Origin of the sequence: Pseudomonas sp. LAIL14HWK12:I7 (assembly GCF_000483465.1) — a bacterium.
Classification (GTDB): domain Bacteria; phylum Pseudomonadota; class Gammaproteobacteria; order Pseudomonadales; family Pseudomonadaceae; genus Aquipseudomonas; species Aquipseudomonas kermanshahensis.
The window spans coordinates 380,809-407,634 of sequence record NZ_KI519606.1 but is presented as its reverse complement, the minus strand read 5'-3'; the positions used below and the strand labels follow the sequence as shown (position 1 = coordinate 407,634).

The following is a 26,826-nucleotide window of genomic DNA, read 5'->3' as shown; positions in this document are numbered from 1 at the left end:
GGAGGCGATTATCAGAAGCAGGCACACCGCTCGGTACGCTGCCTTGGAGGGGGTTGCAGGCTGCTTTGGGCCGGCGCGCGTGGCGCGATGATTAAGACCCGAGACCGGCTTAGGCCAGGGGGCAACACCAAGGGTGTACGCCTGATGATCAGCGAAGGATCAATACCCCAGGCTGAAGCGCCCGCTCACCGCAAGGGCAGTGACAACGTTGCGGCCAACCCGCCGTTGGCGCGATTGTCCAGGCGTACCTGCCCGCCCATCCGCTCGATGATGGTGGCCACGATCGAGAGCCCGAGCCCTGCCCCATTCGGGCTATTGCGGCTGTAGAATCGCTCGAACACACGGGTGAGGCTGGCCTTGTCGATGCCCGGCCCATCGTCGTCGACAGTCAGCTCGAAACGACTGCCCAAGCGCTTGAGTGAAACCGTGATACGCCCGCCGGGTGGCGAGTGCTCGACCGCGTTGGAGACCAAGTTCTGCAATGCGATACCCAACGCGCCGGCATCGATCGCCAGGTGAAGATCACCCTCGCCAATCTCCAGCGATGGCTCAAGGCCGCGGTCCAGTATCCAGGGGGTGAGCTCTGCCAGGATATCGGTGACGACCTCGCCCAGATCGACCTCGGTGGTGGCACGCTGACCGAGGCGCGGTTCGACCCGGGCCAGGGTCAGCAACTGGTTGACCACCCGGGTCAGGCGGTCGACGCCGCCAATCAGGTAGCCCAAGGCTTTCTGCCGCTCGGCATCGGTATTGGCGGCCTGGGCGTTCTGCGCATGCAGGCGCAGGATGGCCAGCGGCGTGCGCATTTCATGGGCCGCATCGGCAATGAACCGGTGTTCACGGCGCAGCAGGTCCTCGATGTGCGCCAACAGGCGGTTGATGGCGGCCTGCATGGGTTCCAGCTCCGACGGCAGCGGCACCAGTTGCAGGGGTTCGAGCGAGTCGGCATGCCGTGCGCGAATGACATTGGCCATGTTCTGCAACGGGCGCAGGCCCCAGCCAATGGCGGCCCAGACCAACAACGCCAAGCCCAGGCTGCCCAACAGGAACGGGAACAACGTATGGCGCACGATGCGGTCGATCAGGTCGAAGCGCACATCATCGCGCTCGCCCACCCAGATCATCCAGTGCTTTTCCGGCACTGGCAGAACGAAACCGCGCCATTGCTCGCCCTCACTGGAAAAATCATAAAAACCCGGCGCCGTGGGCGGTGGGTCGAGTGTCGGTGCACTGGGCGTGTGCACCAGCAGCCCTGCCCCGTCCCCCCAGACCTGGAACGCCAGTTTGCTTTCATAAGGGTGCCCAACCCGGTGGCGCCCGGCCTTGCTCAGTGCCTCGTTGAACGCGCGATACAGTTGCTCGCGGTTGCCCTCCTGCACCGGCAAGCTCATCACCCCCTGTAGCAGCCGTGCATTCTGCGCCAGGTGGGCATCGTAGACCTCGTTGATCTCGCGCCGGCTGTCATGGTAGTTGTACAGCGCCAGCAGCCCTGTACCGAGCAACATCAGCACCATCACCCGCCACAGCGTGCGTTGACGCAGTGAGCTCATACCTTGCCCTCGACCAGATAGCCGATGCCGCGAACGGTGCGGATCAGGCCGTTGAACAGTTTTTTGCGCAGTTGGTAGATGTTCACCTCCAGGGTATTGCTCTCCGGTTCCTCGTCCCAGCCGTACAGCAACTGGGTCAGGCGCTCACGGGTGAACACCTTGCCCGGCTGCGCCAGCAACTCGTGCAGCAACCGGTACTCCTTGGGCGTCAAGACCACGGGCAGGCCGTTGTAGTGGACCTGCTGAGTGCTGGGGTCAAGGGTCACTCCGGCGTGCTCGATGAGCACTTTGGCCCGCCCGGCGCTGCGCCTGAGCAGCGCGCGCAGGCGGGCCTTGAGTTCGTTGAGGTCGAACGGCTTGACCAGGTAGTCGTCGGCGCCAGCATCCAGCCCGACGATGCGGTCCTCGGTGGCATCACGGGCGGTGAGCACCAGCACTGGCAGGCTCTTGCCCCCCGCCCTGAGCCGGCGCAGCAACTCGATGCCGTCCAAGCGCGGCAGGCCCAGGTCGAGGATGGCCAGGTCAAATGCCTCGTGCTGCAGGGCATGCAGCCCGCTCACGCCATCGCGCAACCAGTCGAGGGTGTAGCCCTCTTGGCGCAAGCCGTCGCAAATCCCCTCGCCCAGTGCGGTGTCGTCCTCAACCAGCAGCAGCCGCATGTTCAGTCCTGTTTGTCCTTGATGGCTTTGAGTAAAGCATCGATATCGCCACGCCGGCCCTGGTCGGCCAGTTCACGCCCCGGCCGAGGCGGCGCCTGTCGCGCTTTCTGAAGGGCCGCGGTGGCTTCGGCATAGCGTTTTTGCCGGTAAAGATGATCGGCCCAGAAGTAATTGCTGTCGATGCCGTTGGGGTTGATCTGCAGCGCCTTGCGCAGCAAGGCGTCAGCCTTGTCGCTGTCGCCGAAGCCGATGGGCCAGCCGGGTACCTGGTCGTACAAGGTCCCCAGGCTGGTGTAAGCGGAACCTTGCAAGGCGGTGGGGTCCATTGCCATCGCCTGCTCGAGGCTCGCCTTGGCGGCCTTGACCTTGCCCAGCGCACTGAGGCCGCCGATGGCCCCGGCCCAACTGCTGTTGATGATGCCGTCCCAGATCAAGGGTTCGGCCGACCCTGGGTGCTGGTGGACCAAGGCCGAGGCGTCGGTCGACAGTTTTTCGAAGGCATCCGCGCGCTTGTCCTTGGGCGTCTGATACTGGATCTGCGCCCAGCGTTGCTGCAGCGCGGCCAATTGCTGCGTGCCCGCCTGGTCCAGCGCCCAGGTCAGGGGTGTGAAGGCCAGCAGCCCGACAACGAACAGACGTTTCATTTGAGCGACTCCTTGGAATGGCTACCGATGTAGCGACGAATGACCGGCAGTTGCTTGCGCAGAGTGCGGTCCACCACGCCGGGCAGCATGCCGTTGATGCGCACGAAGAGCTTTTCTGGCCAGCCGAGGTAGAGCTCGCTGCGCTCGGACTGAACCGCCTGCAGGACGGCGCGGGCCACATCGGCGGGGTCGTCCATGCCGACCTTCAGCGCTTCGTTGAGCGCCATGGCTGCACTGCTGTTCATCGCCGTGCGGGTCGCCCTGGGGGCCGCGTACAGCACGTTCACCGAGGTATCGGCCAGTTCGCGGCGCAGTGCCTCGGAGAACCCACGCAGGGCAAATTTGCTGGCGCAGTAAGTGGCATAACCCGGGTAGCCGATAGAACCGTAGGTCGAGCCGACATTGACCACCAGCGCCTTGGGTTGCGCACGCAGCAGTGGCAGGCAGACACGCGTGAGCTGCAAGGCCGCCTTGATGTTGATGTCCAGCAGTTCGTCGAGGGCCTGCTCGTCGAGTTGGTCGAGCAAGGCAAAGCGATTGACGCCGGCGGCGTTGATCAGCACGTTGACACCGCCCATGTCCCGGGCACGGGCGAGCACCTGTTCACGGCCGTCTGGGGTACGCAAGTCGGCCGACTGCCAGCGCAGCCTGTCAGGGTAGCGGTTCATCAGGCTGGCGAGCTTGCCCATCTGCCGGCTCACCGCCAGTACCCGGGCACCGGCTGCGCACAACTGCTCGGCCAATTGCAGGCCAATGCCGCCGCTGGCGCCGGTCAGCACTACCACGGATTCAGACAAGCGCATGGCGCACCTCTTGCTGGCCCAGCTGGCTGCCACGCGGCAACCCCTGGAACATCTCGGTGTACAGGCGGTACACCACCTTGGCGGCGTGGACCACCGCCTGCTGATCGTCAGCAGTGTCCAGGCGGTCCATCAGGCGCTTGTAGGTCACCATATGGTCCTGGTCCAGCGCACCGTGCGAACTGAGGTAGCTGAACGCCTTGTCCGGCAGCGCCAGGGTGCGCTGGATGCTGCCGGCGGCATGAGTCGCCAAGGCAATGCTGGTGCCTTCAAGCACATTGACCATGCCAAACAACCCGACCGGGTTGCCGCGGGCGATCAGGTCGTAGAGGTAGGCGACCATCAATTCGATCGCCATTGCCGGTCGGCCGTCACGCACCGCTTGCCAGTTACCCTCACAGGCATCGATATCGTTGAGAATCCACTGCTCGTGGCCGTACTCCTCCTCGATGTACTCGCACACGGCGCCGCGCAGCCACTCCAGGCGTGATGGCAAGCGTGCGCCGCACGCCATCATCAGTGGCACGGTGTGACGCACATGGTGATACGCCTGGGTCAGGAAGGCGACGTAGCTGTCCAGGCTGACCTGGCCGGCCAAGGCTTCACGGATCACCGGCACACTGAACAGTGCCTGGCGCTCGTCGGTGGTTTGCAATTGCAGCGTGTCGAAAAAGGACATGGCGAACCTCACAATGGGATGTCGGATAACAAGCCTTGGTAGTGCTGCAAAATGGCCTCGCGCCGTGGGCGGCCATTGGCGGTCAGGGTGCCATCAGCGCAGCTGAGGGGGCTGGGTAAGCGTCGCCAGGCATGAACCCGGGCGTAGTCAGGCAGTGACGCATTGCTGTGCTGCACGGCCTGTTCGATCGTGGCATCAGGGGTACTGGGATCCAGTGGCCAGAGCAGTGCCACATTGCGCGGCATGCCCTCGCCGTGCACGAACGCCTGGGCGATGACGCCACTTTGGGTCAGTTCGGCCTCCACCCACTCAGGGTTGACGTTGCGCCCGAAACTGGTGATGAACTGGTGCTTCTTGCGCCCGTTCAGGTACAGGTAGCCGTCCTGATCGACATAGCCGAGGTCACCGGTGGCCCACCATGGCGTGGACACAGGGGCTTCGCCCAGGTAGCCGAGCAGGAGCGAACCTGCCACCAGCACCTCACCGTCGTCGGCGATGCGCACCTGCACATGGGGCAGTGGCTTGCCGACACTGCCGAGGCGCTGGGCGCCGGGGCGGTTCAACGCCACCACCGAAGCACACTCGGACAGGCCATAGCCCTCGAACACCGGTAAGCCGATCGCTTCGGCCCTCGCCAGCAGGCTGGGCGAAACCCGCGCGCCCCCGACGGCGACGAAGCGCAGCGGCCCCACCCGCATCAGGCCGCGCTCGATCGCGGTAATCAGCCCCATTAACAGCTGCGGCACCAGAATCAGGCTTTGGGCGCCACTCAACGCAATGGCACTCAGCAAGCGCTTGAAGTCGACCTGGCTCGCGCCCCCCATGCCCAATTGCACCTGGGGATAGAGTTGCACGCATGCCCCTGCGATCAGGGCGGCGTACACGCCAAGGTTTTCCAGCAGCACGCCAAACGGCAGTACCGCCAGATAGCGCTGGGGGGCGCTCGGCCGGCTGGCGGCTTCAAGTTCCCGGGCCACGCGCAGCATGGCATCGGCACCCAGGCAAACGCCTTTGGGTTGGCCCGTGCTGCCAGAGGTGTAGGTGATCTTGGCGGTACCGCTGGGCAGCGCCACCTCCCCACCGACAGGCCGGGCCCAAAACGCGTCCTGCTGGACAAACCCCAACTCGACGAGCGTATCTATCCACTGCGCCTCGCACAGCACATGGCTGGCGCCGCTTTGCTCGATACAATGCCTGAATTGTGCAGCACTGAAGAACCCAGGGACGATCACGCAAGGGCGCTCGGCAAACAACGCCGCCAAGTCCCAGAACAGCAGTTCGGGGCCGTTATCCAGGGCCAATACCAAGGGGCCTCCCGATTGCGCACGCAAGGTATGGGCCCGTGCTTCGACTTCAGCCAGCAGTTGCCGGAAGGTGAAGCGCCCTGCTACACCTTGCACGGCTACGGCCCGCTCCTGTTCACTTGCATACTTGAACAGCAACTGACGGAAGTACTCCAGCTCATGCGGCATGGCCGGTCTCCTCGATGATCGATGGCAGCCCCAGGCGCTCAAACACGCCAGCCTTGCTCAGCGCCTCGAAACCGAGCCCGATGTTGCCGGCGAACACCTGCGGATGCTGGTCGTAATAGGTTCCCCAATGGTCCATCTGCTCGCCCAACCGCTCAGGGTCGGCCGCAGCTAGCACCGTAGGCATCAGCCCCAGGCGCTGGAAGCTGTTGATCAGCGTGGCCGCCCCCGTGAATGCCACCCATTGCAAACCGCGCGTGGCCAGCAGCCAGGTCACGGCAATGATCATGATGCGTGCACTGCCAGCGCTCAGCGAGGCCAGATTGCCCACCTCGACCATGCTCTCCCGCGCTAGCGGGTAGCCGGCCACGCGGGAAACCGACGCCTCCAATGGCTCGTCCAGGTATCGCTCGAGAAACAGCGCACCACTGCTGGCCGGGCGCATGCCTGCGGCGGCAATCATCCGCCCATGGCTGTCATACAACGCCAGGAGTTCAGGCAGGTAATGGTGCACATCGGCGTGATGCACGCTCAGAAAACACTGGTGAATGAAGTGCTCAAGGTCACGACGCCCTGCATCAGGCTCCAGGTGCAGGGACAGTTGGGCATGGTGGTCGGCGTGGCTGCCGATACGTAGCGGCAGCAGGCTGCTCCATTGATGCGGGTTCATGAAACGCCCCCCGTGGGATTCGATGAGGGGAGTATCCGGCGTGAATCTGAAAGGAATCTGAAGTCAGATGGACTTGCTGATCGGGCAGACGCCACGCATGCTGGTCATTGTCACTGTCAAACCACAGGTTATTCCATGCTCTACGTCGTCATGCTCGGCGGACGCCACCCCCGCGCCAGCATCGAAGTTCACGATGTGGTATTTGCCCAGGCCGACTCGCTGGAGCAAACCTACCCCCTCTTGCGCAACGCCTGGTTCGGCAGCCCCAAAGGGTTGCACATCGACTCCTGGCTGGAAGTGCACGGAGTGGACGGGTATCGCATCGCGTTCAGCCAGGCAGCGCCACCGCCAGGGGCCATGCGCCTGTTCTTCCTGAACCTGGGGGGTTACGAGCGGCAGGTGTTTGGTGAAGCTCACCGTTACCTGCTAGTGGCTGCTACTGACAAAGCCGCCGCCAAGCAACTGGGGAAGCAGCGTATGGCGGCAGGTTGGTTGAAACCCCATACCGACGCGGTGCTCGATGTCGACGATTGCATACCGATTGATCTGCTAGAAGGGCGCTATGTGCACCTGGTTGAGGGTGAGCATTACGGCATTGTGCAGCGTAGCGATTACATTCTGATCTGAGTGACAGGTCATCAACGCCTGTACGTTTCGTGCAGATGACGCGCGACTAAATCTCGCAACAGGGGATCACAGAGTCCCTTCGATTGTTCTGACCGTTATCGTTTTCGCGAAGAACAGCCGATTTGTTAACACATTCGCGTGGGCTTTAGCGTTTTCGCTGCCTCTCACCAGCGCAACAACCGGGACCCTGCCAACGCCCCCACCAACGTGGGGACCAGCATGCCCAACAGGTACCAGGTCCCCCAGAACGGCACCTGCATTTCCGGGCAGTGCAGGCAATACGCCAAGGTCGCAGTCGAACCGGCGAGTAGCCCTGCGGCGGCGCCGGCCTGTCGCAACCGTGTTGGGGCCAGGCCACGCACTGCCCAGAACACAGCGATGAACACCGGCACGCTCAGCAGCGAGATATTCAACGCGCAGGTGCGCCAGGTACGGCCGAAGATCAACTCGGCACGGGCCTCGACCGGGGCGCCCGACAAGCTGATCGCCGCACCCACCCAGACCAGCAGCAACGGCAGCCCCAGCAGCCCCCAAGCCAGCCCGCCCTTCACACCCGGCCGGGCCAAACGTTGCGTGAGCCATAGCGCAAGCAGCGCGAGGCTGCCAGGCAAGGCCAGCTTGGCCCAGAACAACGGCGTGCGCGCCACGTCGGCAAGGTCGCTGCGCACGCCATAGAGGGCCACTGTCATCAGTACTGCGGCGAGCAGGCCCGCGAGCAACGCCTGGGCCAGGCGCCGCGCCAGGGCATGGCGGTCCACCGGCCCTTCGCCAGCGGCCAGCAGGGTAATCAGTTCATCGGTTTTCATCGTCTTCACTGCCTCGAATCAGCCTGGCCAAGGCCTTGAGCCCACGGTGTATGCCTACCTTGACCGCCGAACTGGAGAGCCCGGTGATACGCGCGGTTTCCTCCACCGACAGGCCCTCAAGCTTGACGTGGACGATCGGCAACCGCTGGCGCTCCGGCAACTGCCCCAGCAGTTTACCCAGGTCTCGGCTGGCCTGGGCTGGCGCTTCGTCGCTGGCGGCGAACAGGTCACTGTCGTCGTCCAGCAGGTCGTGCAGCGCATCGTGATGCGCGTAGCGGCGTAGGTAATCCGCCAGCTTGTAGCGGGCAATCGCCTGCACCCAGGCCGTCAGCGGCTGTTGCGGCTGATAGGTTTGCCGCGCGTTATGCACGGCCAGCAACACTTCCTGCAACAGGTCTTCGACCTCGGCAGGGCGCTGTTGCAGCCGCCGCTTGAGAAAACCCCGCACGTGCAGCGCCAGTGCCGCGAGAAATTCGCGGTAAGCCTGCGCATCACCCGCCAGCCCGCGCAGCAGCAAACCCTGCAACTGCGTCTCGCGAGCGGCGAGGAGGTCCTGTGGGTTAGTTCGTTGCATTGGGCGCCAGGGTTACACCGTCGGAAGGTTTCTTTTATCGAACCTTAGATGAGCCACAGCCACTGGAAAAAAATTTTCGTCGGCCTGTAACCCGGGCAGCGATCGCCGCGAACTACTCAATGAGCCTTCGGTACAACACCCTGGCCCCATCCTCTGGAGACACTCTCATGAAAACCCTCGCCCTCGCCACCGCCGCCCTGGCCCTCGCTTCAATGGCCAGTGTCGCCTTCGCCGGCACCACCGCCGGCACGGGTACCGCCATGGAAAAATGCTACGGCGTCGCCATGGCCGGCAAAAACGATTGCAAGGCCGGCGCTGGCACCACCTGCGCCGGCAGCGCGAAAAAGGACTACGACGGCATGCACTGGAAGAACGTCCCGGCCGGTACCTGCACGTCGATCAAGACCCCCAACGGCATGGGGTCGCTGACCCCGATCAAGTCCTGAGCAGAGGCCGCCGACCATGAACCGGAACTTACTCCTGGGCGCTGGGCTAGGGCTCAAAGCCGAGCACTATGCCCAGGCCCTGGCGTGCAACGCCGAAGGCCTGTGGTACGAGGTCCATCCGGAAAACTACATGGTCGGCGGCCCGCGCCTGGCCTGGCTGCAGCGCATGGCCGAGCGCCATCCGCTGTCGCTGCATGGCGTGTCGCTGTCACTGGCAGCGGACGCCGAGCCGGACGCCACCCACCTGCGCCGCTTGCGCACGCTGCTCGACCAGGTAAAGCCGGCGCTGGTGTCCGAGCACCTGGCCTGGTCCACCTGGCGCGGCCAGTACCACCCCGACCTGCTGCCGTTTCCCCGCAGCAGCGAAGCGCTAGCGCGCATCAGCGACAATATCCTGCGCACTCAGGATGCACTGGGGCGGTCAATCGCCCTGGAAAACCCCAGCCACTACCTGCAGTTGCAAGGGCATGAGTGGGACGAGATCGATTTTCTCTACGAACTGGTGCGCCGCACTGGGTGCACCCTGCTGCTGGACGTCAACAACGTGCATGTCAGTGCCCACAACCTGGGTTTCGACGCCGCAGCCTATCTCGACCGCTTCCCTGCCCAGGCCATCAGTGAAGTACACCTGGCCGGGCACAGCCACGACGCGCAGGGCGCGCTGCTGATCGACTCCCACGATGCCGCGATTGCCGAACCTGTATGGGCGCTGTTCCGCCGCTTGATCGCACGAATCGGCCCACGCCCGACGCTGATCGAGCGCGACGGTAACCTGCCAGCGTTCGATGACTTGCTTGCCGAACACGCCATCGCCCAAACCACCCTCACGTCTGCAGGAGACTTGCCATGAACCTGCCCCTCGGCCAGTTCCAGGACGCCTTCATCGACGCGCTCTACCAGCGCCCTGCCCCGGCGCTGCAAAGCCTGATCGGGCAAGCGGCGTTCGCGGTCTACCGCAATACCGTGCTGGCCAGTTGCGTCGACGCGCTGCGGGCCAACTTCCCCAGCGTCGAGACCTTGGTCGGCGCCGATTGGATGCAGGAGGCCGCGACCGCCTACGCCCAGCAGTCCCCCCCGGACGATGCCCGGCTGATCCACTACGGTGCGGGCTTTGCGGCGTTTCTGGAACAGTTGCAGGCTAGCCATGGGCTGCCCTACCTGGCCGATGTGGCACGCCTGGACTTCTACTGGAGTGAAGCGTTCAGCGCTACCGAAGACCCTTGCCTGGCGCTCACCGACTTGGCTGGCATGACCGCCAGCGACTTGATGCACAGCTACCTGGCCCCACGCCAGAGCGTGCGCTGGCAGTGGTTCGATCCGCACCCGGTGCTCAGCCTGTGGCGCTGCAGCCGTGAAGGCCTGCCGTGGTCGGGCGCGCAACCGTGGGTGGCCGAAGGCGTGCTGCTCAGCGGCGGCCTCGACGGCGTCAGCCATCAGCCACTGGAAGCCGGTGGTTGCGCCTTTCTGGATGCCTGCGCGGCAGGCCATACGCTGGAAACCGCTTCGCAATGCGCCCAGCAACGCCAACCCGACCTGGACTTCGGCGACCTGCTCGGCCGACTGATGCAAGCCCGGGTCTTTCGCCCACTCTCATTCGGATGAAGGAATGGCCATGGACACCCTGCGCCCCACTGCCCCGGCAATCAGCCTGCGCCAACGCTGGAACAGCCTGGCCGAACGCCTGCAATTACTGCTCAACGACACCGTGCTGTGCCTGGTCGCGCGCCTGGGTATCGCCTCGGTGTTTTTCATGTCTGGCCGGACCAAGGTCGAGGGCCTTCTGAGCATCACGCCCAGTACCTATGAGTTGTTCCAGAGCGAGTATGCGCTGCCACTGGTCTCACCCTGGCTCGCGGCCCACCTGGCGACCTATGCCGAGCACCTGTTCCCGCTGCTGCTGGTGCTTGGCCTGTTTACGCGGCTTTCGGCGCTGGCCCTGCTGGGCATGACCACGGTGATCGAGGTGTTCGTCTACCCGGACGCCTGGCCTACGCACCTGTCCTGGGCGGGCCTGCTGCTGTTGCTGGTGGCCAAGGGCGCTGGCGCGCTGTCACTGGACCGCGTATTGCGGCTGCGCTGAACGCCGCCTGTTTAGGCTCTGTACGAAACGTTTTGTGGGAGCGGGCTTGCCCCGCGAATGGGGCTACGCGGTGTATGGCACCGGCTTCGCCGGTGTTCGCGGGGCAAGCCCGCTCCCACGTGCGTCAATGTTTAGAAATTGCGCAACAAAGCCTAAGATCTAGGGCAACCCGACACACTGGCACGCACGGCGCTGGCGAGCTTCTGCAGGTTGGCCTGCTGGGCGCCGACCAGGCTGCCGACGCTGTTTTGCGCGGGGGTCTGCACGGAGGTGCGGCAGGTCATCTCGTCCTGCCCAGGGCGCTTCAGCCGCCACACCGCCTCCAGCAGTGCGTACTGGCCAGGGACCGAGTCAAAGCGCTGCACATCCACCCTAAGCAGGGCGCGGGGCGTGCCGCCGACCGGCCCGCCTAGCTGGTCCTGCAAGGCGCTGCGGAACTCATCGACCAGGTTGGCGCCCCACCACTCGGTTTCCAGGATTACCAAGCTGCTCGTGCCCTGGCGGATCACCAACTGCGGGCGGTCCACCTGCGGCGGCATGCTGACCCGCTCGACCAGGATCTTCTCGCCCGCCGCGTGGCTGGGCTGCGCAGCGACCAACGTGTGGTAGTTATTGGGCGCGCTGCGACAGCCCGCGGTCAGCACCACCAGCGTGGCCAGCAACAGGGTAGGCAACGTGCGCATCGGCTCTCACTCCTTGGGCGTGGTCAGGGTTGCACGTCGTCCGCGCCTGCCGCTTTTGGCCGGCCGCGAATGAGCGATTCGGGATGACGGCCGAGGTAATCCGCCAGGTCCCTCAGCGAACGGGACATACGCTCCAGCTCCTGCAGCGTGTCACCGAGTTTTTCCCGCTGCGGCGAGTTCTCGGAGATCGCTGAATTGGCCGTGCGCAGGGTTTTCTGCAGTTCATCCAGTGTGGTCGTCAGCCCAGGCAGGGTTTGCCCATCGACGCGCTTGGCCGCGCTGCGCAGTTCGCGCAGCGTGCCGTCTAGATTTCCGGCAATGCTTTCGAGCGGCAGCTTGCCGATGCGCTCGACCACACCCTGCAACTGCTCCTGGAGTTTTTCCAGGCTGCCGGGCACGGTGGGGATGACGATCGGGTCGGCGCTCATGTCGAAGGCGACCTTCGGCGCCTCGGGGTAGAAGTCCAGCGAGATGTACATCTGCCCGGTGATCAGGTTGCCACTGCGCGCCTGGGCACGCAGGCCGTGCTCGACGAACGTGCCGATCAGTTGCCGGGCACCGGCGGCGTCGCCTTCGGTGTGCTTGAACACCTTGAGCATTTTCTGGTGCACCGGCCCCAGGCGTTTCGGGTAGATCGCCGCATCGACCACCACAGGGAAGATCTGTTTCTTCGGGTCGTAATCCAACGTAATCGACGTCACCCTGCCAAATTCAACCCCTTTGAACTCCACCGGCGCGCCCACCGTCAGCCCGCGCATCGACTGGTCGAAGCGCAGGCGCAAGTACTGCGGGCTGCCCGTTGGCGGTGCGAGGGCCGCATCGCGGTCGGCGAACAGCTCGAACGCCTGCTGGTCGGCGGCGGGCTCGGCTGCAACGGCATATTCGGGCGTGCCGAAGGCCAAGCCGCCCATAAGGATCGACGACAACGACTGCGTCTCGACCTTCAGCCCGTTGGCGCCAATCTGCATGTCGATGCCGCTGGCGTTCCAGAACCGCGTATCGAGGGTGACGAAGGCGTCGTAGGGGGCCTGCACGAAAACGTCGATGTCCACGCCCCTGCCATCGGGCTGCAGCGCGTAGGACACCACCTCGCCCACCGGGATCCGGCGAAAATAGATCGATGAGCCGATATCCAGGGAGCCGAGGTCATTGGCGCTGAGCACGAAGCGCTTGCCCTTCTCGCCATAGGTGATGGCCGGCGGTGATTCCAGGCCGACGAAGGTCTTCGCGGGCTTTTTCGACTCGCCGGCATCGGCGCCGATGAAACTGCCCGACAGCAAGGTGTCGACCCCAGATATGCCACCGGCGCCGATACGCGGGCGCACCACCCAGTAGCGGGCGCTTTCGGTGGCAAACGACTCCGCCTCTTTCGACAGCTCCACCTTGGCCACCACGCTTTTGTGGTCCGCCGCCAGCTCCACCGAGGTGACTTCGCCGATCACCACGCTGCGGTAGCGCACCTGGGTCTTGTGCGCCACCAGCCCCTCGCCGCTGCGAAAGGAAATCGAGATCACTGGCCCCTGTTCCATCCAATTGCGCACCACCAGCGAGGCGCCCACCAGCAGTGCCAAAATCGGCACGATCCACACCAGCGAGACACTGAAGCGGCGTGTGCGTACCTGCGCCTGGCCGGGCCCAGCAGGGTTCTCAGTCTCCAGCGCCATCGTGGTGCTCCCCGTGGTGTGGTTGGTCGTCCCAGATCAGGCGTGGGTCGAAGCTCATGGCCGAGAGCATGGTCAGTACCACCACCAGGCCGAAGAACAGGATGCCAGGCCGCGGCTCGATGGTGCCCAGCCCGCGCAGTTGCACCAGCGCGGCCACCAACGCCACCACCATGACGTCGAGCATCGACCAGTAGCCGATCAGCTCGACGAAGCGAAACAGTTGCGAACGCTGGCGGCGCGCCCACTGGCTGCGGCGCTGGGCAGTGAACAGCAGCAGGCCAAGGGACACGAACTTGATGCCCGGCACACCGATACTGGCGATAAAGATGATCAGGGCGATGTCCCAGGCGCCCGCCTCCCAGAACTCCAGCACCCCGCCAACGATGGTGCTGTCGCTGCCCTGGCCGAGCATCTCGGTGCGCATCACCGGCAGCGCATTGGCCGGCACGTAGAAGATCAGCGCGGCAAACAGAAATGCCCAGCCCCGGGCGATCGGGTTGGCCTTGCGCCGGTGCAGCGGCGCGCCGCAGCGGTCGCACTGGTGCAGGCCTTGGCGCAGGTCGCAGGCCTGGCCGCAGCCGTGGCACAGGCACAGGTGCAGTTGGTCGGCCAGCGCCGGGGCGCTCATACCTGCACCCACAAGTCGCGAATATCGCGGCCGGCAATGAAGATCATCAACACGCTCAACGCCGCCAGCGCGATCAGCCCAATCCCCGGGATCACCTCGAGCAGCCCCGCCAGCTTGATCACCGCCACCATGGCGCCCAGCAAGCACACCTCCAGCATGCTCCAGGGCCGCAACCCCTCCAGCGCCCGCATGCAGGCGGCAAAGCCCGGCGCGCGGCGCCTGCCCAGGGCAAACCCTAGCACCCAGCACAACAGGGCAATCTGCAACACCGGGGCGAAGATGATCGACAGCGCCAATACCAGGGCGATGAAGGTGATGCTGCCGTGGCTGAGGATCTGCACCGAATCCCACAAGGTGGCCGAATTGCTCAAGCCGCTCATGCTGATGGTCATCACCGGGTAGGCGTTGGCGAAGACCAGCAGTACCCCGCCGGTGATGCACAACGCCAGACGCTGCTGCACATTCAGTGGGTTGTGGCGATAAAGCACGCCGCCGCAGCGCTGGCAGCAGGCACTTTGATGACGGTGCAATGGCGTGCGCCGGTACACGGCGTCGCAGTACTCGCAAATGATCACATCATCCGCCTGGGCCATGCGTGCCCCCCGAATTGGCGCTTACCTGGCAGATAGCGTAGACAACGGGTCGGCAATCTGCTCAAGCACCTTGCTCAGGCGAAATTTGCTTGCTGGGGATCTTGGCAGCTATTACGCGCCGCACATTCGAACTCGGCTTCGGCGCGCGTCGAAAAGCTCAGGCTGAGGCGCACCTTTTCTTGCGTATCGTAAAGGTCATAGCCCTCCCCCAAGGCACTGGGAAAACCAATGCGCCGAGGGAAGATCTCTTTATGGCGAGGTACCGCGGGAACCACAACGAAGCGCATGTGCATAATCAGCCCTCTCCGGCAGTTCTTTAGTATTAGTCTGCATATAGGAAAGACTCAAGCTGGCTCATGCAAAGAATGTGGTTAAACCCAAAAAGCTTAGGATTATTGGAGCCATAAATACCGGGCCGGCGGTTGTTCAGGCGTTTTGTCAGAATCCCCAACAATAAATGCACCAGCCAAGATTGCCTCGAAGTCACAACTGAACACAGACCTTCCTGTGTGTGAACAGAGGTATGCAGTCATGGCGAACAATCAAGACTGGGGTGCAAACCAAGGCGGCAACGCCAATACCGGTGCCGGCGATGCCGGTCAGAAAGGCGGCCAGGGTGCCGGGGGCGACATGCCCGACAAACAGAAAGGCGGCCAGCAACCAGGACAGAAACCTGAAGACAAGATGAACAAGGACTGGGACCGCTCAACTGACACGGGGCGCCAAGGTGGGCAGCCCGGCACTGACCAAGCCAACCGCCAAGACCCCGCCGACAAGGGCCGCATGGGTGGCCAGGCCGACCACGGGGATGCTCAGCAACGGGATGAAGACCGCTGATGCCTTTGGCCCCGGGGTGGCAATACTGCCCTGGGGCTAAAGTTTGAAACGCACATGGATCGTGCTTTTTGCTTGCGCACGGTCAACCGTGATCGCCTGGTTGCCATAACCCGAATAGCTTTTAACCAAGCGCATACCCAGGCCGGTACCCGTTGGTTTTGGGTAGGACTCCGGAAAACCCTCGCCCTCGTCGGTTACGGTGATCAGCGCATGATCCCCTTGGCCACTCACGCTGACTTCCACCGTGCCTTTGCCATACTTCAAGGCGTTGGTGATGAGTTCGGAAATCACCAAACCCAGTGGCGCCATCCGTTCGGCGGGTAGGATGAACGTGTCCGCGTTGAGCAAGATTCTGCGCTCGGCCAAGGCTTTGCCCAAATCCCCCAATAACGCCGCAAGGTAGTCACAGGCCCGCACGGCTTGGGCCTCGGCGTTCTGATAAAGGCGTTCATGCACGCTGGCGATAGTCAACACCCGAGTCGCCGCCGTCTCAAGCTGCAGCTTTACCGCTTCATCCTGGGCCATGTTTGCCTGCAGCAACAGCAACGTGTTGACCAGGTGCAGGCTGTTTTTGACCCGGTGATGGATTTCTTCCAGGTACAGGTCGCTTTTGCTCAGCTTGATGTTCTGCGCGTCGATCAACGACAGCAACTGGGCTTCATGATGACGTCGCTCGGTGATGTCGCGTGAAACAGCGATCATCTTTTGAAAGTCCCCTTGCTCGCCAAAAATGGGCGCTACCGTCACGTCCCACCATTTCGGCTCCTGATGCTGGGTTGGGCAAAAGGCCTCAAACCGGGTCGACTCGCCGCCTGTGACTTTACTGATCGCTTCCAGCACCAGGTTTCGGGATTCGTCAGGCCAGAGCTGCGACCACGCCACACCGCGAACCTGGGCCAGGTCGCCGATGTGCATCAGGCACATGCCAGCATCGTTCATGAATTCTATGTCGCCGCTCGCGGACAGGATCTTCACGCAATCGGGGCTGGCGTTGAGCACGCTCTCCGAATAAGGGTCGGACGAATGCATCTCCGAGCTTGCAGAAATCCGCTCGACCGCCATGGAGATGACGTTGGAGATGCCCTCCAGGAACACCAGGTCGCTTTCGATGAAGTCTTCGCCATTGCTGCTGTCGGCTTCGAGCACGCCGAACGGGGCGGATGGCCCGCGAATGGGTACGTTGATCGCACGCTCGATGCCGTATTTTTTAAGCAGTGAGGGGGTTCTGAAGCGTTGCTCCTGGCCCAGGTGGTTGGACAGCACCGGCCGGTAGGTGGAAATGGCATAGCCTGCGGGGCTGGCGATGTCCCCGCCCACCGTGGCATGCCCGATGTCAGCTTCATCCCAACCCACACCATGGGACAGCAAAAACTCGTCGCTGTCCGCTATGGGCGTGAGCACCTTGGCGAATGGCGTCTCCATGCCCTTGGCCACGACATCGCACGCCAGCGTCAGCAGCGCATCCAGGTTAGACGACTTCAGTGACATGACGCCGTACTCGACGACCAGTTCGTGCTGCCGCCGCAGCCTGGCATGCGACTTCTGCAGCGCGGCGCGAATGGTTTCGTCGGGAGATTGATGCTGCATGGGGACTATTTCCAGAAACGAGATAAAGATGCACGCTGAAGCGCTTTCGCCAGTGCGTCAGCACTGTGGTTTACACCGCGCATTGCCCTGATGCAACAACGAAATCAGTCTAACCCCGCCGCTCATGCACGCCGAACACATGGCAGTTCATCTGTTCAACTCACCAAGATGGCCTGATGGTGTTCGATAGAGGGTATGGATACCTCCTCTCGGCGGGCGGCAAGCCACGCCCGCATGCGCTCAGTATCGAAAATCTGACCCTCCTCCATCATCACTAGAATGAGTGATTGAGACATTCTGTAACACCCGCATTGCGAGCAGCGTCGCTCTTCCCACCCGAGCGGGCATTCGACGGAATCAGCATGTCCAGCGCAAATCAGACAACTCATGAAGCCCCCTTATGCTCTTTTTGGCGTGGGAAGTTGTTTACAGGTCGACAGGATGGGTCGCATAACGGTTAGGCATGAGATTTTCATGCCAACTTTAAAATCCCCCTTATGTCATGACCGCGCATCGAGTTGTGCTAGCCAAGGCTAAGTCGCACCTTGTCGAGCAGATCACCGATCTGGAAGGGTTTGATCAAGAGGTCCATCCCCGTGTCCAGAAATGCCTGCCGATCCAGCGCCGTCTCGGCGTAACCGGTCATGAACAAGACCGGCAGCCCCGGGCGGTAAGTACGCGCCATGTCGGCCAGTTCGCGGCCACTCATGCCCGGCAGCCCGACATCGGTCAGCAACAACTCGATGTCGGCATCTTCGCGCAGGTGGTCCAGCGCTTGCTCGATGGTTTCGGCCAGGGTGCAGCGATAACCCGCGTCAGCAAGCACTTCTGCCACCGACAGGCGCACAGAGGCCATGTCTTCGACCACCAGCACATGCTCGCCAGCGCCGCGCTGGTCCAATTGTGGCACCTGTGCCTCACAGGTGACCTGGTGGCTGCTGGCCGGCAACATCAACGTCACCTCGGTCCCCTGCCCTGGCACGCTGCAGATCGACACATGCCCACCCGACTGGCGGGCGAAGCCATAGATGGTCGATAGCCCAAGCCCGGTCCCTTGGCCGACCGGCTTGGTGGTGAAGAACGGGTCGAACACCCGCTCCAGCACCTCCGGTTCGATGCCGCCGCCATCATCGCGCACGCTCACCGCCACATAGGGGCCGTCCTGCAGGTAAGGGTTGCCATGCGACCAGCTCGCCGCGGTGTTGACCCAGATATGCCCGCCTTTGGCCAGGGCATCGCGGGCGTTGATCACCAGGTTGAGCACCGCGCTCTCTAGCTGGATCGGGTCGACCAGGGCGATGGTCGGCTCGCTGGAAAGCTCCAATACCAGCACGATCCGTTCGCCGATAGTGCGGGTGATCAGCTCTTCCAGCGAGCGCACGCGCTCGTTGATGTCCACCGGGCGGGTGTCCAGCGGCTGCTGACGGGCAAATGCCAGCAGCCGGTGGGTCAGCGAAGCGGCGCTCATGGCTGAACTGAGCGCGGCGTCTGCGTAACTCGGGATCTTTTCCAGACGGTTCTGCGCCACCCGTTTGCGGATCAGCTCCAGGCTGGTGATGATGCCGGTCAGCAGGTTGTTGAAATCGTGGGCGATCCCTCCTGTCAGGCTGCCCAAAGCGTCCATCTTTTGTAACTGCAGCAGTTGCGCCTCGGTCTGCGCCCGCTGGGCCATTTCTCGCGCCAGCTGGGTGTTGGCGTCATCCAGGCGTGCCAGGTGCGAGCGTTCGCGGTGGCGGTGTTCGGTGACGTCCTCGACGAACACCAGGCAGAACCCTGGCGCTCGGTAGGGCGAAAGCTGCCACTCGGTGTCCCGTGGCTGGCCGTGCACGCTCATGCCCAGCGTGCCACGCCAGCGCTGGCCAGCGGCCAGGTGCTGGCGCAAGGCGGCGATAGCGGTTTGCTGACCGTCGACAAAGCACTCCTGCAGCGCCTTGGGGTTACGGTTGTCTTGGGTCAGCTGGGCGAATGCATGGTTGCACTCATGCACCTTGAGCTCGGCATCGAGCACGGCGATGGGTGCCGAGACATTGGTGAAAATTTCCCGAAAGTTGGCCTCGCTTGCACGCAGCGCCCGCTCGGTATCGCGCACCCGCATCAGGGTCCGCAGGGTCGCCACCAGCACATCCGGGTCCACTGGATGCACCAAGTAAGCGTCGGCACCGGCGTCGAGCCCGGTAATGATGTCACCGGTCTGGATCGACGCCGCCGACACGTGAATCACCGGCAGCAGTGCAGTCTCAGGGTCCGCGCGCAGCAACCGGACGATATCGAAACCGCTCATGTCCGGCAGGTTGACGTCGAGGATCAGCCCGTCTATCTGCTCGCTGCCGATCATGGCCAGCCCTTCGCCACCGGTGCCCGCCTCCAGCACCTGGTAGCCATGCTGGGCCAGGCGGCGACGCAGCGCATAACGCGTGGCGACGTTGTCGTCGACAATTAGCAGGCGAATGTCAGGGTTCATCAACGCTCTCCTGGGCCAGCGCCAGCGGGATGACGACAAAGAACGACGACCCTTCGCCCGGCACACTGTCCACCCCTACTTCACCGCCCAGCAAGGCCGCGAAGCGCTTGCACAGTGACAAGCCGAGGCCAGTGCCGCGCAGGCGTTTCTGCAGCGGCGAGTCGATTTGGGCGAAGTCTTCGAACAGCCCGCCCAGCAGCTCAGGTGCGATGCCGATGCCCGTGTCGGTCACAGCAAAACGAATCTGGTCGTTGCCCTGCAAGTGCGCCGACACCCGCACTTCGCCACGGGTGGTGAACTTCAGCGCGTTGGAGATGAAGTTGCGCAGGATCTGCGCCAGCTTCTTGTCATCGGTATACATCTTCGGCAGCCCGTGTGGCTCTTCGAAGATGAGGTCTACCGAGCCCATGTCGACGATCGGGCGGAACATCCCGCGCAAGGCAGCGAACAGGTCGAGCATGTCGAACCAGGCCGGCGAAATGGTGATGCGACCGGCTTCGATCTTGGCCAGGTCGAGCAAGTCGTCGACCATGTCGCTGAGTTCGCGCGTGGCGTTGCTGACGAAGGCCACCTGCAATTGCTGCTCCTTGCTCAGCGGCCCGTCCACTTCGTCGGCCAACAGGCTAGTGATGCTCAGGATCGAGCCCAGCGGCGTGCGGAACTCGTGGCTCATGTAGGACAGGAAGCGGCTTTTAAGGTCCGACGCCTGGCGCAACTGTTCGGCCTGGGTATCGAGCTCGGCATACAGCGCCAGCACACCCTGGTTGGTTTCTTCCAGCTCAGCGCGCAGGGCTTGGTTTTCGGCTTGCAGGTGTGCCATGCAGGCAGCCTGCTCGGCCCGGTTGTCGTCAGGCATGCACCGTCTCCAGATCGAGGACCAGCACGGTCACATCGTCCCGCCCACGGCAGAAGTCGCGGTGCAATACCGCCGCGATCACGGCCGGGTGGCGAAGCACGAGGCCCGGGTAAGCTTGAAGGTTCCAACGGGACTGTAGGCCGTCACTGAACATGATCAACAGGTTTCCCCTCACGTGAGCGTAGTCGAACACTTGCCCCTTGCGGTACTGCCCTCCAACGATGCCGGGGTGCGAGGCCAGGCCCCGCGGGCGTTCGCCGCCGACCAGGGTGGCGCCGATGTTGCCGATACCGATGAACGCCACACTGTCACGCGCGCCCTCGTACTGGGCAATCGCGACGGCCCCGCCGCGCGTGCCGGCCATGGCCTGGTGCAGCTCGCCCAGCAGCTGCTGGGGCGCGCTGAAGGGGCTTTGGGCAAAAGCCTGCGCGCCCGCCTTGGCGGCGCGTTCCGCTTCTTCGCCATGGCCCAGGCCGTCGATCAACAAGGCACTCACGCGCTGCTCGCCGAGGGTCACGTGCCACGTATCGCCACAGGCTGGGTCGTCATGCAATGAATGCTGGCTGACGCCCAGGCGAATGTCCTTGGGCGTGCCGTCTTGTTTATAGACCCGCGCCAGTACCACTGCGCCTTGTGCGTCTGTGTGCACATCGAACACCTGTGCCAGACGGCTCACAGCGCCCAGGCCGATACCTTGGGTGCCCCCGGTGGAATAGCCATCGACCAGGCAGTTGGCCAGGTCGAAGCCATGGCCGCGGTCCACCGCCAGCAACTCGATGCCAGGCTGGTCGCCATGGGCAAGCACGCGCAGGTGCAGTTCGCCGCGTGCGGCGTGCTTGAGCACATTGCTGGCAAGTTCGGTGGCGACGAGGGCTGCCCGGCCTGCATCAGCGGCGTCGAAGCCCTGCTGTTCGGCAAGTTTCTGCACCACACGTCGGGCGTGCCCGACCTGGCTGGCATCGTCGAGGCGCAGCACCTGGGTCAGGCTTGCGCTCAGGCTCATATCCATCGGGTGATCATTACCCGGGTACCTTGCCCGGGCGCGGTGTCCAGCTCGAATTCGTCGACCAGGCGTCGTGCGCCGGTCAGGCCAAGGCCCAGGCCGCCGCCCGAGGTCCAGCCATCGGTCAGGGCCAGTTTGATGTCGGCAATGCCCGGCCCTTCGTCACGGAACACCAGGCGTACGCCGACGCGGCCGGCCTCTTCGATGACCTCCCAGTCCATGTCACCGCCCCCGCCGTACACCACCGTGTTGCGGGCCAGTTCACTGACGGCGGTGACCAGTTTGGTCAAGTCGACCAGGCGCATGCCGCAATCGCTGGCGATTTTTCGCGTCAATTGGCGGGCCAGCACCACGTCCTGCTCGATGCGTACCGGCTGGCTGCCACGCTCACGAAGGCTCATGAGTGGCCTACCCGCTTGCGCAACAGGTGCATGCCGCGGTCGACATTGAGCGCAGTGCTGACACCCGGCAGTGTCAGCCCTAACTCCACCAGGGTGATCGCCACCGCTGGCTGCATGCCGACCAGCACGGTCTCGGCATCCATGATGCGCGACAGCCCCGAGATAGTGGCAATCATGCGGCCGATGAACGAGTCGACCATGTCCAGTGCCGAGATGTCGATCAGCACGCCACGGGCCGAGGTGTGTTCGATGCGATCGGTCAGGTCGTCCTGCAGGCGCAGCGCCAGTTGGTCATGCATATCGACCTGGATGGTCACCAGCAGGAATTCGCCCATTTGCAAGATGGGGATTCGTTCCATGGGCTCAGCCCCGCTCGCCAGCAGCGGTACCCAGGCGCGCCAGCGCCAGCTTCAGGGCATCGGCGAGGTTGGATTTGGTGGTCAGCGTGCCCAGGTCCAGGCCCAGGTGCACGATGGTTTGCGCAATTTGCGGGCGCACGCCGCTGATAATGCAGTCGGCGCCCATGAGGCGGATGGCGGTCACGGTCTTGAGCAGGTGCTGGGCCACCAAGGTATCGACTGTTGGCACGCCCGTGATGTCGATAATGGCGATCTCGGAGCCTGTGTCGACGATGCGTTGCAACAGCGACTCCATCACGGTCTGGCTGCGATGGGAGTCCAGGGTGCCAATCAGTGGCAACGCCAGGACGCCTTCCCACAACTTGACCACGGGGGTCGACAGCTCCAGCAACTCTTCCTGCTGACGCTTGATCACGGCTTCGCGATTCTTCTGGTAAGTGCGGATGGTGTGCAGGCCGAAGGCATCGAACAGCGACGAAATCTCCCACAGCTGCTCGGCCAGCAGCGCGGGCTGCTCGCGGTAATGGGTTTGCAGCAAGTTGAACAGCGGGCCCTTCAGCGCAAAGATGAAGAATGCCGTCTGATGGGACTCTTGGCCCACCTGGGCGCGGCTGGCAGACAGCTTCTCGAGGAAGCGGCGTGTCTCTTCCCAGCCTTCGGCAGCAATGTTGGTGCCGCTTTCATTGCGCAAGCCATCGACCACCAACTGGAGGAACTCACGGGTTTCCTGGCGCAGGTCCTGTTCGCGGATATTACGCGTCGCCCCGTTGGCTTCGAGTGAGGCGTGCCACTCACTCAGCAGCTGCGCCTGATTGCTGACAATCGCTTCCAACGTACTGTTTTGCAGTGCTGCCATGTCGAGTTAGCTCCGTAAAATGCGTGGCCGGTGCCCCATAATTCGTACCGGCTCCGAGAAGTGACATTTGCCGAGGGAAATAGTTGTGGCGACTGGCAATTAATTGCATTGCGCCATCGCACGTGCCGCTAACTCTAGGCCAAGATTGCCTGGCGCGTTGCGAATCGAAGCCCGCCTACACCGGCAACTCGGTGGTGAGCTTGATTTTCTCCATGGGCACTTCGGTCTTGACGTTTTGCACCACGCTCAGGCTGGTCAAGTGAGCGATCTGGAAGCGGCGATAGGCCTCAAGGTCCGCTGCTACCACCCGCAACAGCAAGTCGCAGTCACCCGCCATGACGTGGCACTCCACCACTTCGGGCAGCAGCCGCACTGCCTCGACGAACTCATCGGTGGTGTCCTGGTCCTGGCGCTTGAGCCACACCCGCACAAACAAGGTCAGGCCCAGCGCTACCTTGGCCGGGTCCACCAGCGCCACATAGCGCTCGATAACGCCGGCTTCTTCCAGCAGGCGCACCCGCCGCAGGCACGGTGAGGGCGATAACCCCACCTGTTTGGCCAGCTCCTGGTTCTGTAGTCGGCCGTCGCGTTGCAGCGCCCGCAGGATACGTCGATCGATGGCGTCGAGCTTGATTGGCATTGAAAACCTTTGATTGGAATATTTCGGCAGCAGATGCCAAATACTCACGCCAGTAGAGCCACTACGCAACCCTATTTCAGCGATTCATTGGAATAATCCCTCCCACTGGAGGTGACCATGAATGCCCTTGAATCCGTAGTTGAAGATCCCCCTGCAACGCCAGACCGCGAATGCTCCGCTGCCGCGACCACCGAATCGCCACCCCAATCGAGCCCGCGCACCGGCTCCACTTCGAGGGGGTGTCAGTGGGTGGCCTGGGTCAGCTTCATCACGCTCGGCGCGTTGATCGGGCCGCTGCTGGGTGACCTGCACCCCTACGGCTTGGACACGGCATTAGCCGCCGTCTTGCTGGTACTGCTCAAGGGCCTGTGGAATGGGGTGCACGCCGCCCTGCCCTGGCTGTTCAGCCTGGTGACTGCAGGGCTGTTCTACCTGCTGATTCCCGGTGGCGGGTACGTGCTGGCGGGCACGCTGGCCGGCCTGGTCAGCGCGTACCTGTGGGCCAAGCCATCCACCCAGGTGCTCAACGCCGCCCCTGGCTGCGTGCTGGTTGCCGTGATCGCACCCGCCTTCGTTTCTGGCCACCCCGCAGACCTCATCGCCCTGGCACTTACCGCTTATGCCGCTTCACGGTTTTCAATCTTGCCAGTGATGCTGTTCGCCCTCGCCGTGACCGCTGCGATACGTGCGCTACTGCCCGCCTGACGCCAGCACGCCGGCAGCCGGCAAGCTGTCGAGAAACGCGGCAATCTGTTGGCTGCCACGCACGTGCACGACAGGCACCTGCGGCCCTTTCGCCAGGCGCTGCGCCTCGATGCCTGGGCGGTAGCCGCGATCGAAGTTCCACACGAAGTTCAGGAAAGTCAGGAACGCCCGGTCGAGTTTCTCTGTGCAACCGGCGGGTAGGTCTGGACGGGGCCGGTTCATGACGCTGCGCAGGATCACCCGGGTGAAACAGGTAAGCCGGGGCGTATCGAGCCAGATGACCAGGTCGGCACGGGGCAGGCGCAGGTCGAATGTGCGCCGGGCGTAGTTGCCTTCACACACCCAGCTGTCCCCTGCTGTCGCCTCGCCGACCCGCTGGCGGAACTGCTCGGCGTCCGGTTCGACCCAGCCGGGCTCCCAGAACAGGGTATCCAGGTGAACCACCGGCACCCCGAGCCGCTTGCCCACGGCACGAGCAAGGGTGGATTTACCACTGCCGGCATTTCCCAGAATCACAATCCGTTGCATGGCGGCTTCCTGTCGCGAAAAAAGCCGGCAATTGTGCAGGTTCTGGAGGGGCAGTCCAATCCCTACACAAAAATAGACTTCATTGGTTTAGCCGGCTTCCATAGGACAGCACATAACTTAGTGGTTTAGCAGGGACCTGTGGGAGCTACTGTCTTGTAGTGCTTGTTCCGGCCTCATCGCTGGCAAGCCAGCTCCCACAGGTCCGGCGCTAGACTTGGAGGCTACATAGTTCGGGTGGGAGCTGGCTTGCCAGCGATCACCGGCGAAGCCGGTGCCATGCACCGCGGTGCCTGCGTCGCCGGCAAGCCGGCTCCCACAGGATTGGGGGCTTGCTACAGACTGTTCCCCTACACCCCCATGTGCATCTCGCGAATCAGCTTCTTGTTGATCTTGCCGATGCTGGTCTTGGGGATGTCAGTAACGAAGTGCACCTGCCGGGGGATCGCCCACTTGTTGATCTGGCCCCGATCGACGAACTGTTTGAGGTGCGCCTCGAGCATCGGCTGGTCAAGGCTGTCACCCGGCGCGCGGACCACCAGGGCAATCGGCCGCTCACCCCACTGTTCATCGGGAATGCCGACCACCGCCACGGCGCTGACCGCCTGGTGCTGGCTGATCAGGTTTTCCAGGGTCAGCGAGCTGATCCATTCGCCGCCGGTCTTGATCACGTCCTTGATGCGGTCCTTGATCTCCAGCACGCCGTGGCGGTCGATCGAGCCCATGTCACCGGTGTGCAACCAGCCGTCCTGCCACAGCTCGGCGCCTTTCTGCGGTTCGTGCAGGTAGCCCTGGGTCAACCAGGGCGAGCGCACCACGATTTCCCCCAGCGACTCACCGTCGTGGGGCATGTCGTTGCCTTGCGCATCGACGATACGCAAGTCGACCATCGCCACCGGGGCGCCGGTCCTGATGCGCTGCGCGACCTGCTCGCCCATGGGCAAGGCCAGGTCTTGTTCGCGCAAGTGGGTCAGGGTCAGCAGCGGGCAGGTCTCCGACATGCCGTAGCCACTGTAGATCAGCATGCCGCGCTCGCTGGCCTGTCGGGCCAGGCCGTGGGTCAGCGCGCTGCCACCGAGCAGAATCTTCCAGCGGCTGAAATCGGTGTGCCGGCCTTGCTCGCAGTCCAGCATCATCTGCAACAGGGTCGGCACACAGTGCGAGAACGTCACCCCCTCGTCGCGGTACAGCCGGACCAGCGTGTTCGGCTCGTAGCGCCCCGGGTACACCTGCTTGACCCCCAGCACCGTGGCCACGTACGGCACACCCCAGGCGTGCACATGGAACATCGGCGTGATCGGCATGTACACGTCGCTCGAACGTAACAGCGGCTGGCCGTCGTAAGCGGCAAAGGTGCCCAGTTCGTTGAGGGTGTGCAGCACCAACTGACGGTGGGAGAAATACACCCCCTTGGGGTTGCCCGTGGTGCCGGTGGTGTAGAACAAGGTGGCCACCGAGTGCTCGTCGAAATCGTCGAACTCGGCCTGGCAACTGGCGCTGGCCAGCAGCGCCTCGTACTCGCCCAGCACTGGCAGCGTGGTGGCCGTGGCCTGTTCGTCGGTCAGTTGCAGGTAACCTCGCACTGTGCCCAGCTGGCCCTGAATCTGCTCCAGCAGCGGCACGAAGTCGTCGTGCACCAGCACCAGGTCGTCTTGCGCATGGTTCATGGTGTAGGCGACCTGCTCCGGCGATAGCCGCACGTTCACTGTGTGCAGCACGGCGCCTAGCATCGGCACGGCAAAAAAGCACTCCAGCGAGCGGTGGCTGTCCCAGTCCAGCAGCGCCACGGTGTCGCCCGCCTGCACCCCGGCAGCACGCAACACATTGGCCAGGCGCCGAACCCGCTGGTCGAGGTCGCGGTAGGTGTAGCGCAGCCTGTCGGCGTAGACGATCTCCTGCTCAGGATGCTGCCGTACCCCCGACATCAGCAGGCGCTTGATCAGCAAGGGATAGGCATAGGCACCGGCTGCCGGCGGCATTATTTTTGTCTTGGCCATGAAGGTAGATTCCAGTTTCCGTGTTCG

30 protein-coding genes and 1 pseudogene are annotated in these 26,826 nt (G+C 63.4%); 7 read left to right on the top strand and 24 right to left on the bottom strand.

Features of this window, described 5'->3' with window-relative positions:
• Window positions 1–185 precede the first annotated feature (185 nt).
• From D886_RS0124595 to D886_RS0124565, 7 genes are read right to left on the bottom strand one after another with little or no spacing between them, the layout of a single operon-like run.
• A complete protein-coding gene (locus tag D886_RS0124595) occupies window positions 186–1,550 on the bottom strand; it encodes an ATP-binding protein (protein ID WP_027596430.1) in 1,365 nt (454 codons plus the stop codon).
• Window positions 1,547–2,209 carry a response regulator gene (locus D886_RS0124590; protein WP_027596429.1) on the bottom strand — a complete coding sequence of 221 codons (663 nt, stop codon included), beginning with the start codon at window positions 2,207–2,209 and terminating at the stop codon, window positions 1,547–1,549. The genes D886_RS0124595 and D886_RS0124590 overlap by 4 nt, the downstream gene beginning before the upstream one ends.
• 2 nt (window positions 2,210–2,211) lie before the next feature.
• The gene (locus D886_RS0124585; RefSeq protein ID WP_027596428.1) at window positions 2,212–2,853 is read right to left on the bottom strand and encodes a tetratricopeptide repeat protein; all 642 of its coding nucleotides are present in this window, start codon (window positions 2,851–2,853) and stop codon (window positions 2,212–2,214) included.
• The gene (locus D886_RS0124580) at window positions 2,850–3,656 is read right to left on the bottom strand and encodes an SDR family oxidoreductase (protein WP_027596427.1); all 807 of its coding nucleotides are present in this window, start codon (window positions 3,654–3,656) and stop codon (window positions 2,850–2,852) included. The genes D886_RS0124585 and D886_RS0124580 overlap by 4 nt, the downstream gene beginning before the upstream one ends.
• A complete protein-coding gene (locus D886_RS0124575; protein ID WP_027596426.1) occupies window positions 3,643–4,332 on the bottom strand; it encodes a TenA family transcriptional regulator in 690 nt (229 codons plus the stop codon). The genes D886_RS0124580 and D886_RS0124575 overlap by 14 nt, the downstream gene beginning before the upstream one ends.
• A gap of 8 nt (window positions 4,333–4,340) precedes the next feature.
• Window positions 4,341–5,804 (bottom strand): AMP-binding protein, encoded by a 1,464-nt coding sequence (locus D886_RS0124570; RefSeq protein ID WP_027596425.1) that lies wholly within the window; start codon window positions 5,802–5,804, stop codon window positions 4,341–4,343.
• Window positions 5,794–6,471, bottom strand: coding sequence for a thermostable hemolysin (locus tag D886_RS0124565; RefSeq protein WP_027596424.1), 678 nt, complete (start codon window positions 6,469–6,471; stop codon window positions 5,794–5,796). The genes D886_RS0124570 and D886_RS0124565 overlap by 11 nt, the downstream gene beginning before the upstream one ends.
• Window positions 6,472–6,606: 135 nt before the next feature.
• Between D886_RS0124565 and D886_RS0124560 the strand changes: the two genes are divergently transcribed.
• Window positions 6,607–7,098, top strand: coding sequence for a DUF1543 domain-containing protein (locus tag D886_RS0124560; RefSeq protein ID WP_027596423.1), 492 nt, complete (start codon window positions 6,607–6,609; stop codon window positions 7,096–7,098).
• A 164-nt stretch (window positions 7,099–7,262) separates the two neighbouring features.
• Here D886_RS0124560 and D886_RS0124555 read toward each other — a convergent pair whose 3' ends face one another.
• Both D886_RS0124555 and D886_RS0124550 read right to left on the bottom strand, forming a co-directional pair.
• Window positions 7,263–7,904: a DUF1109 domain-containing protein gene (locus tag D886_RS0124555; RefSeq protein WP_027596422.1), complete on the bottom strand. Its 642-nt coding sequence runs from the start codon at window positions 7,902–7,904 to the stop codon at window positions 7,263–7,265.
• Window positions 7,891–8,478, bottom strand: a complete 588-nt coding sequence (locus tag D886_RS0124550) for a sigma-70 family RNA polymerase sigma factor (RefSeq protein WP_027596421.1) — start codon at window positions 8,476–8,478, stop codon at window positions 7,891–7,893. The genes D886_RS0124555 and D886_RS0124550 overlap by 14 nt, the downstream gene beginning before the upstream one ends.
• A 167-nt stretch (window positions 8,479–8,645) precedes the next feature.
• Between D886_RS0124550 and D886_RS0124545 the strand changes: the two genes are divergently transcribed.
• Genes D886_RS0124545 through D886_RS0124530 form a run of 4 tightly spaced genes read left to right on the top strand, consistent with a single transcriptional unit; the run spans window position 8,646 to window position 11,004 of the window.
• Window positions 8,646–8,924 carry a DUF2282 domain-containing protein gene (locus tag D886_RS0124545; protein ID WP_027596420.1) on the top strand — a complete coding sequence of 93 codons (279 nt, stop codon included), beginning with the start codon at window positions 8,646–8,648 and terminating at the stop codon, window positions 8,922–8,924.
• Between the two features lie 16 nt (window positions 8,925–8,940).
• The gene (locus tag D886_RS0124540; protein ID WP_027596419.1) at window positions 8,941–9,774 is read left to right on the top strand and encodes a DUF692 domain-containing protein; all 834 of its coding nucleotides are present in this window, start codon (window positions 8,941–8,943) and stop codon (window positions 9,772–9,774) included.
• Window positions 9,771–10,526 (top strand): DNA-binding domain-containing protein, encoded by a 756-nt coding sequence (locus tag D886_RS0124535; protein ID WP_027596418.1) that lies wholly within the window; start codon window positions 9,771–9,773, stop codon window positions 10,524–10,526. The genes D886_RS0124540 and D886_RS0124535 overlap by 4 nt, the downstream gene beginning before the upstream one ends.
• Window positions 10,527–10,536: 10 nt before the next feature.
• Entirely contained in the window at window positions 10,537–11,004 is a 468-nt protein-coding gene (locus D886_RS0124530) for a DoxX family protein (protein WP_027596417.1), read from the top strand.
• A gap of 152 nt (window positions 11,005–11,156) precedes the next feature.
• Here D886_RS0124530 and D886_RS0124525 read toward each other — a convergent pair whose 3' ends face one another.
• The 5 genes from D886_RS0124525 to D886_RS0124505 form a co-directional block, all read right to left on the bottom strand.
• A complete protein-coding gene (locus tag D886_RS0124525; RefSeq protein WP_027596416.1) occupies window positions 11,157–11,687 on the bottom strand; it encodes a membrane integrity-associated transporter subunit PqiC in 531 nt (176 codons plus the stop codon).
• A 23-nt stretch (window positions 11,688–11,710) separates the two neighbouring features.
• The gene (locus tag D886_RS0124520; RefSeq protein ID WP_027596415.1) at window positions 11,711–13,351 is read right to left on the bottom strand and encodes an intermembrane transport protein PqiB; all 1,641 of its coding nucleotides are present in this window, start codon (window positions 13,349–13,351) and stop codon (window positions 11,711–11,713) included.
• Entirely contained in the window at window positions 13,335–13,979 is a 645-nt protein-coding gene (locus D886_RS0124515; protein ID WP_027596414.1) for a paraquat-inducible protein A, read from the bottom strand. The genes D886_RS0124520 and D886_RS0124515 overlap by 17 nt, the downstream gene beginning before the upstream one ends.
• Window positions 13,976–14,572 (bottom strand): paraquat-inducible protein A, encoded by a 597-nt coding sequence (locus tag D886_RS0124510; protein ID WP_027596413.1) that lies wholly within the window; start codon window positions 14,570–14,572, stop codon window positions 13,976–13,978. Before D886_RS0124510 ends, D886_RS0124515 begins: the two co-directional genes overlap by 4 nt.
• Window positions 14,573–14,646: 74 nt before the next feature.
• Window positions 14,647–14,871 carry a hypothetical protein gene (locus D886_RS0124505; protein ID WP_027596412.1) on the bottom strand — a complete coding sequence of 75 codons (225 nt, stop codon included), beginning with the start codon at window positions 14,869–14,871 and terminating at the stop codon, window positions 14,647–14,649.
• 232 nt (window positions 14,872–15,103) lie between these two features.
• Here D886_RS0124505 and D886_RS0124500 point away from each other — a divergent pair, with 232 nt between their 5' ends.
• Window positions 15,104–15,409: a hypothetical protein gene (locus D886_RS0124500; RefSeq protein ID WP_027596411.1), complete on the top strand. Its 306-nt coding sequence runs from the start codon at window positions 15,104–15,106 to the stop codon at window positions 15,407–15,409.
• A 36-nt stretch (window positions 15,410–15,445) separates the two neighbouring features.
• Here the strand turns inward: D886_RS0124500 and D886_RS0124495 are convergent, their stop codons facing one another.
• The 8 genes from D886_RS0124495 to D886_RS0124455 all read right to left on the bottom strand — a co-directional run bounded on the left by D886_RS0124495 (window position 15,446) and on the right by D886_RS0124455 (window position 23,572).
• Complete coding sequence (locus D886_RS0124495; protein ID WP_027596410.1) at window positions 15,446–16,996, bottom strand: sensor histidine kinase; 1,551 nt, start codon at window positions 16,994–16,996, stop codon at window positions 15,446–15,448.
• Between the two features lie 523 nt (window positions 16,997–17,519).
• Window positions 17,520–19,457 (bottom strand): response regulator, encoded by a 1,938-nt coding sequence (locus tag D886_RS0124485; RefSeq protein WP_027596409.1) that lies wholly within the window; start codon window positions 19,455–19,457, stop codon window positions 17,520–17,522.
• Entirely contained in the window at window positions 19,447–20,313 is an 867-nt protein-coding gene (locus D886_RS0124480) for a sensor histidine kinase KdpD (protein WP_027596408.1), read from the bottom strand. Before D886_RS0124480 ends, D886_RS0124485 begins: the two co-directional genes overlap by 11 nt.
• Window positions 20,306–21,322, bottom strand: coding sequence for an ATP-binding protein (locus tag D886_RS0124475; RefSeq protein ID WP_027596407.1), 1,017 nt, complete (start codon window positions 21,320–21,322; stop codon window positions 20,306–20,308). The genes D886_RS0124480 and D886_RS0124475 overlap by 8 nt, the downstream gene beginning before the upstream one ends.
• Entirely contained in the window at window positions 21,313–21,717 is a 405-nt protein-coding gene (locus D886_RS0124470; RefSeq protein WP_027596406.1) for an anti-sigma regulatory factor, read from the bottom strand. Before D886_RS0124470 ends, D886_RS0124475 begins: the two co-directional genes overlap by 10 nt.
• Window positions 21,714–22,076, bottom strand: coding sequence for an STAS domain-containing protein (locus D886_RS0124465; protein ID WP_027596405.1), 363 nt, complete (start codon window positions 22,074–22,076; stop codon window positions 21,714–21,716). The genes D886_RS0124470 and D886_RS0124465 overlap by 4 nt, the downstream gene beginning before the upstream one ends.
• A gap of 4 nt (window positions 22,077–22,080) precedes the next feature.
• Window positions 22,081–22,932 carry an STAS domain-containing protein gene (locus D886_RS0124460; RefSeq protein WP_027596404.1) on the bottom strand — a complete coding sequence of 284 codons (852 nt, stop codon included), beginning with the start codon at window positions 22,930–22,932 and terminating at the stop codon, window positions 22,081–22,083.
• 175 nt (window positions 22,933–23,107) lie between these two features.
• Entirely contained in the window at window positions 23,108–23,572 is a 465-nt protein-coding gene (locus D886_RS0124455) for an Lrp/AsnC family transcriptional regulator (RefSeq protein ID WP_081717555.1), read from the bottom strand.
• Window positions 23,573–24,085: 513 nt separating this feature from the next.
• Between D886_RS0124455 and D886_RS28270 the strand changes: the two are divergent.
• Window positions 24,086–24,277, top strand: a pseudogene (locus D886_RS28270) (AzlD family protein); the annotation flags it as partial.
• On the opposite strand, the gene D886_RS0124445 reads toward D886_RS28270, so the two are convergent.
• Both D886_RS0124445 and D886_RS0124440 read right to left on the bottom strand, forming a co-directional pair.
• On the bottom strand, window positions 24,263–24,805 hold the full coding sequence (locus D886_RS0124445; protein WP_027596402.1) for an AAA family ATPase: 543 nt from the start codon (window positions 24,803–24,805) through the stop codon (window positions 24,263–24,265). The pseudogene D886_RS28270 and the gene D886_RS0124445 sit on opposite strands and share 15 nt — an antisense overlap.
• A gap of 347 nt (window positions 24,806–25,152) precedes the next feature.
• Complete coding sequence (locus D886_RS0124440) at window positions 25,153–26,799, bottom strand: fatty acid--CoA ligase (RefSeq protein ID WP_027596401.1); 1,647 nt, start codon at window positions 26,797–26,799, stop codon at window positions 25,153–25,155.
• Window positions 26,800–26,826: the final 27 nt, after the last annotated feature.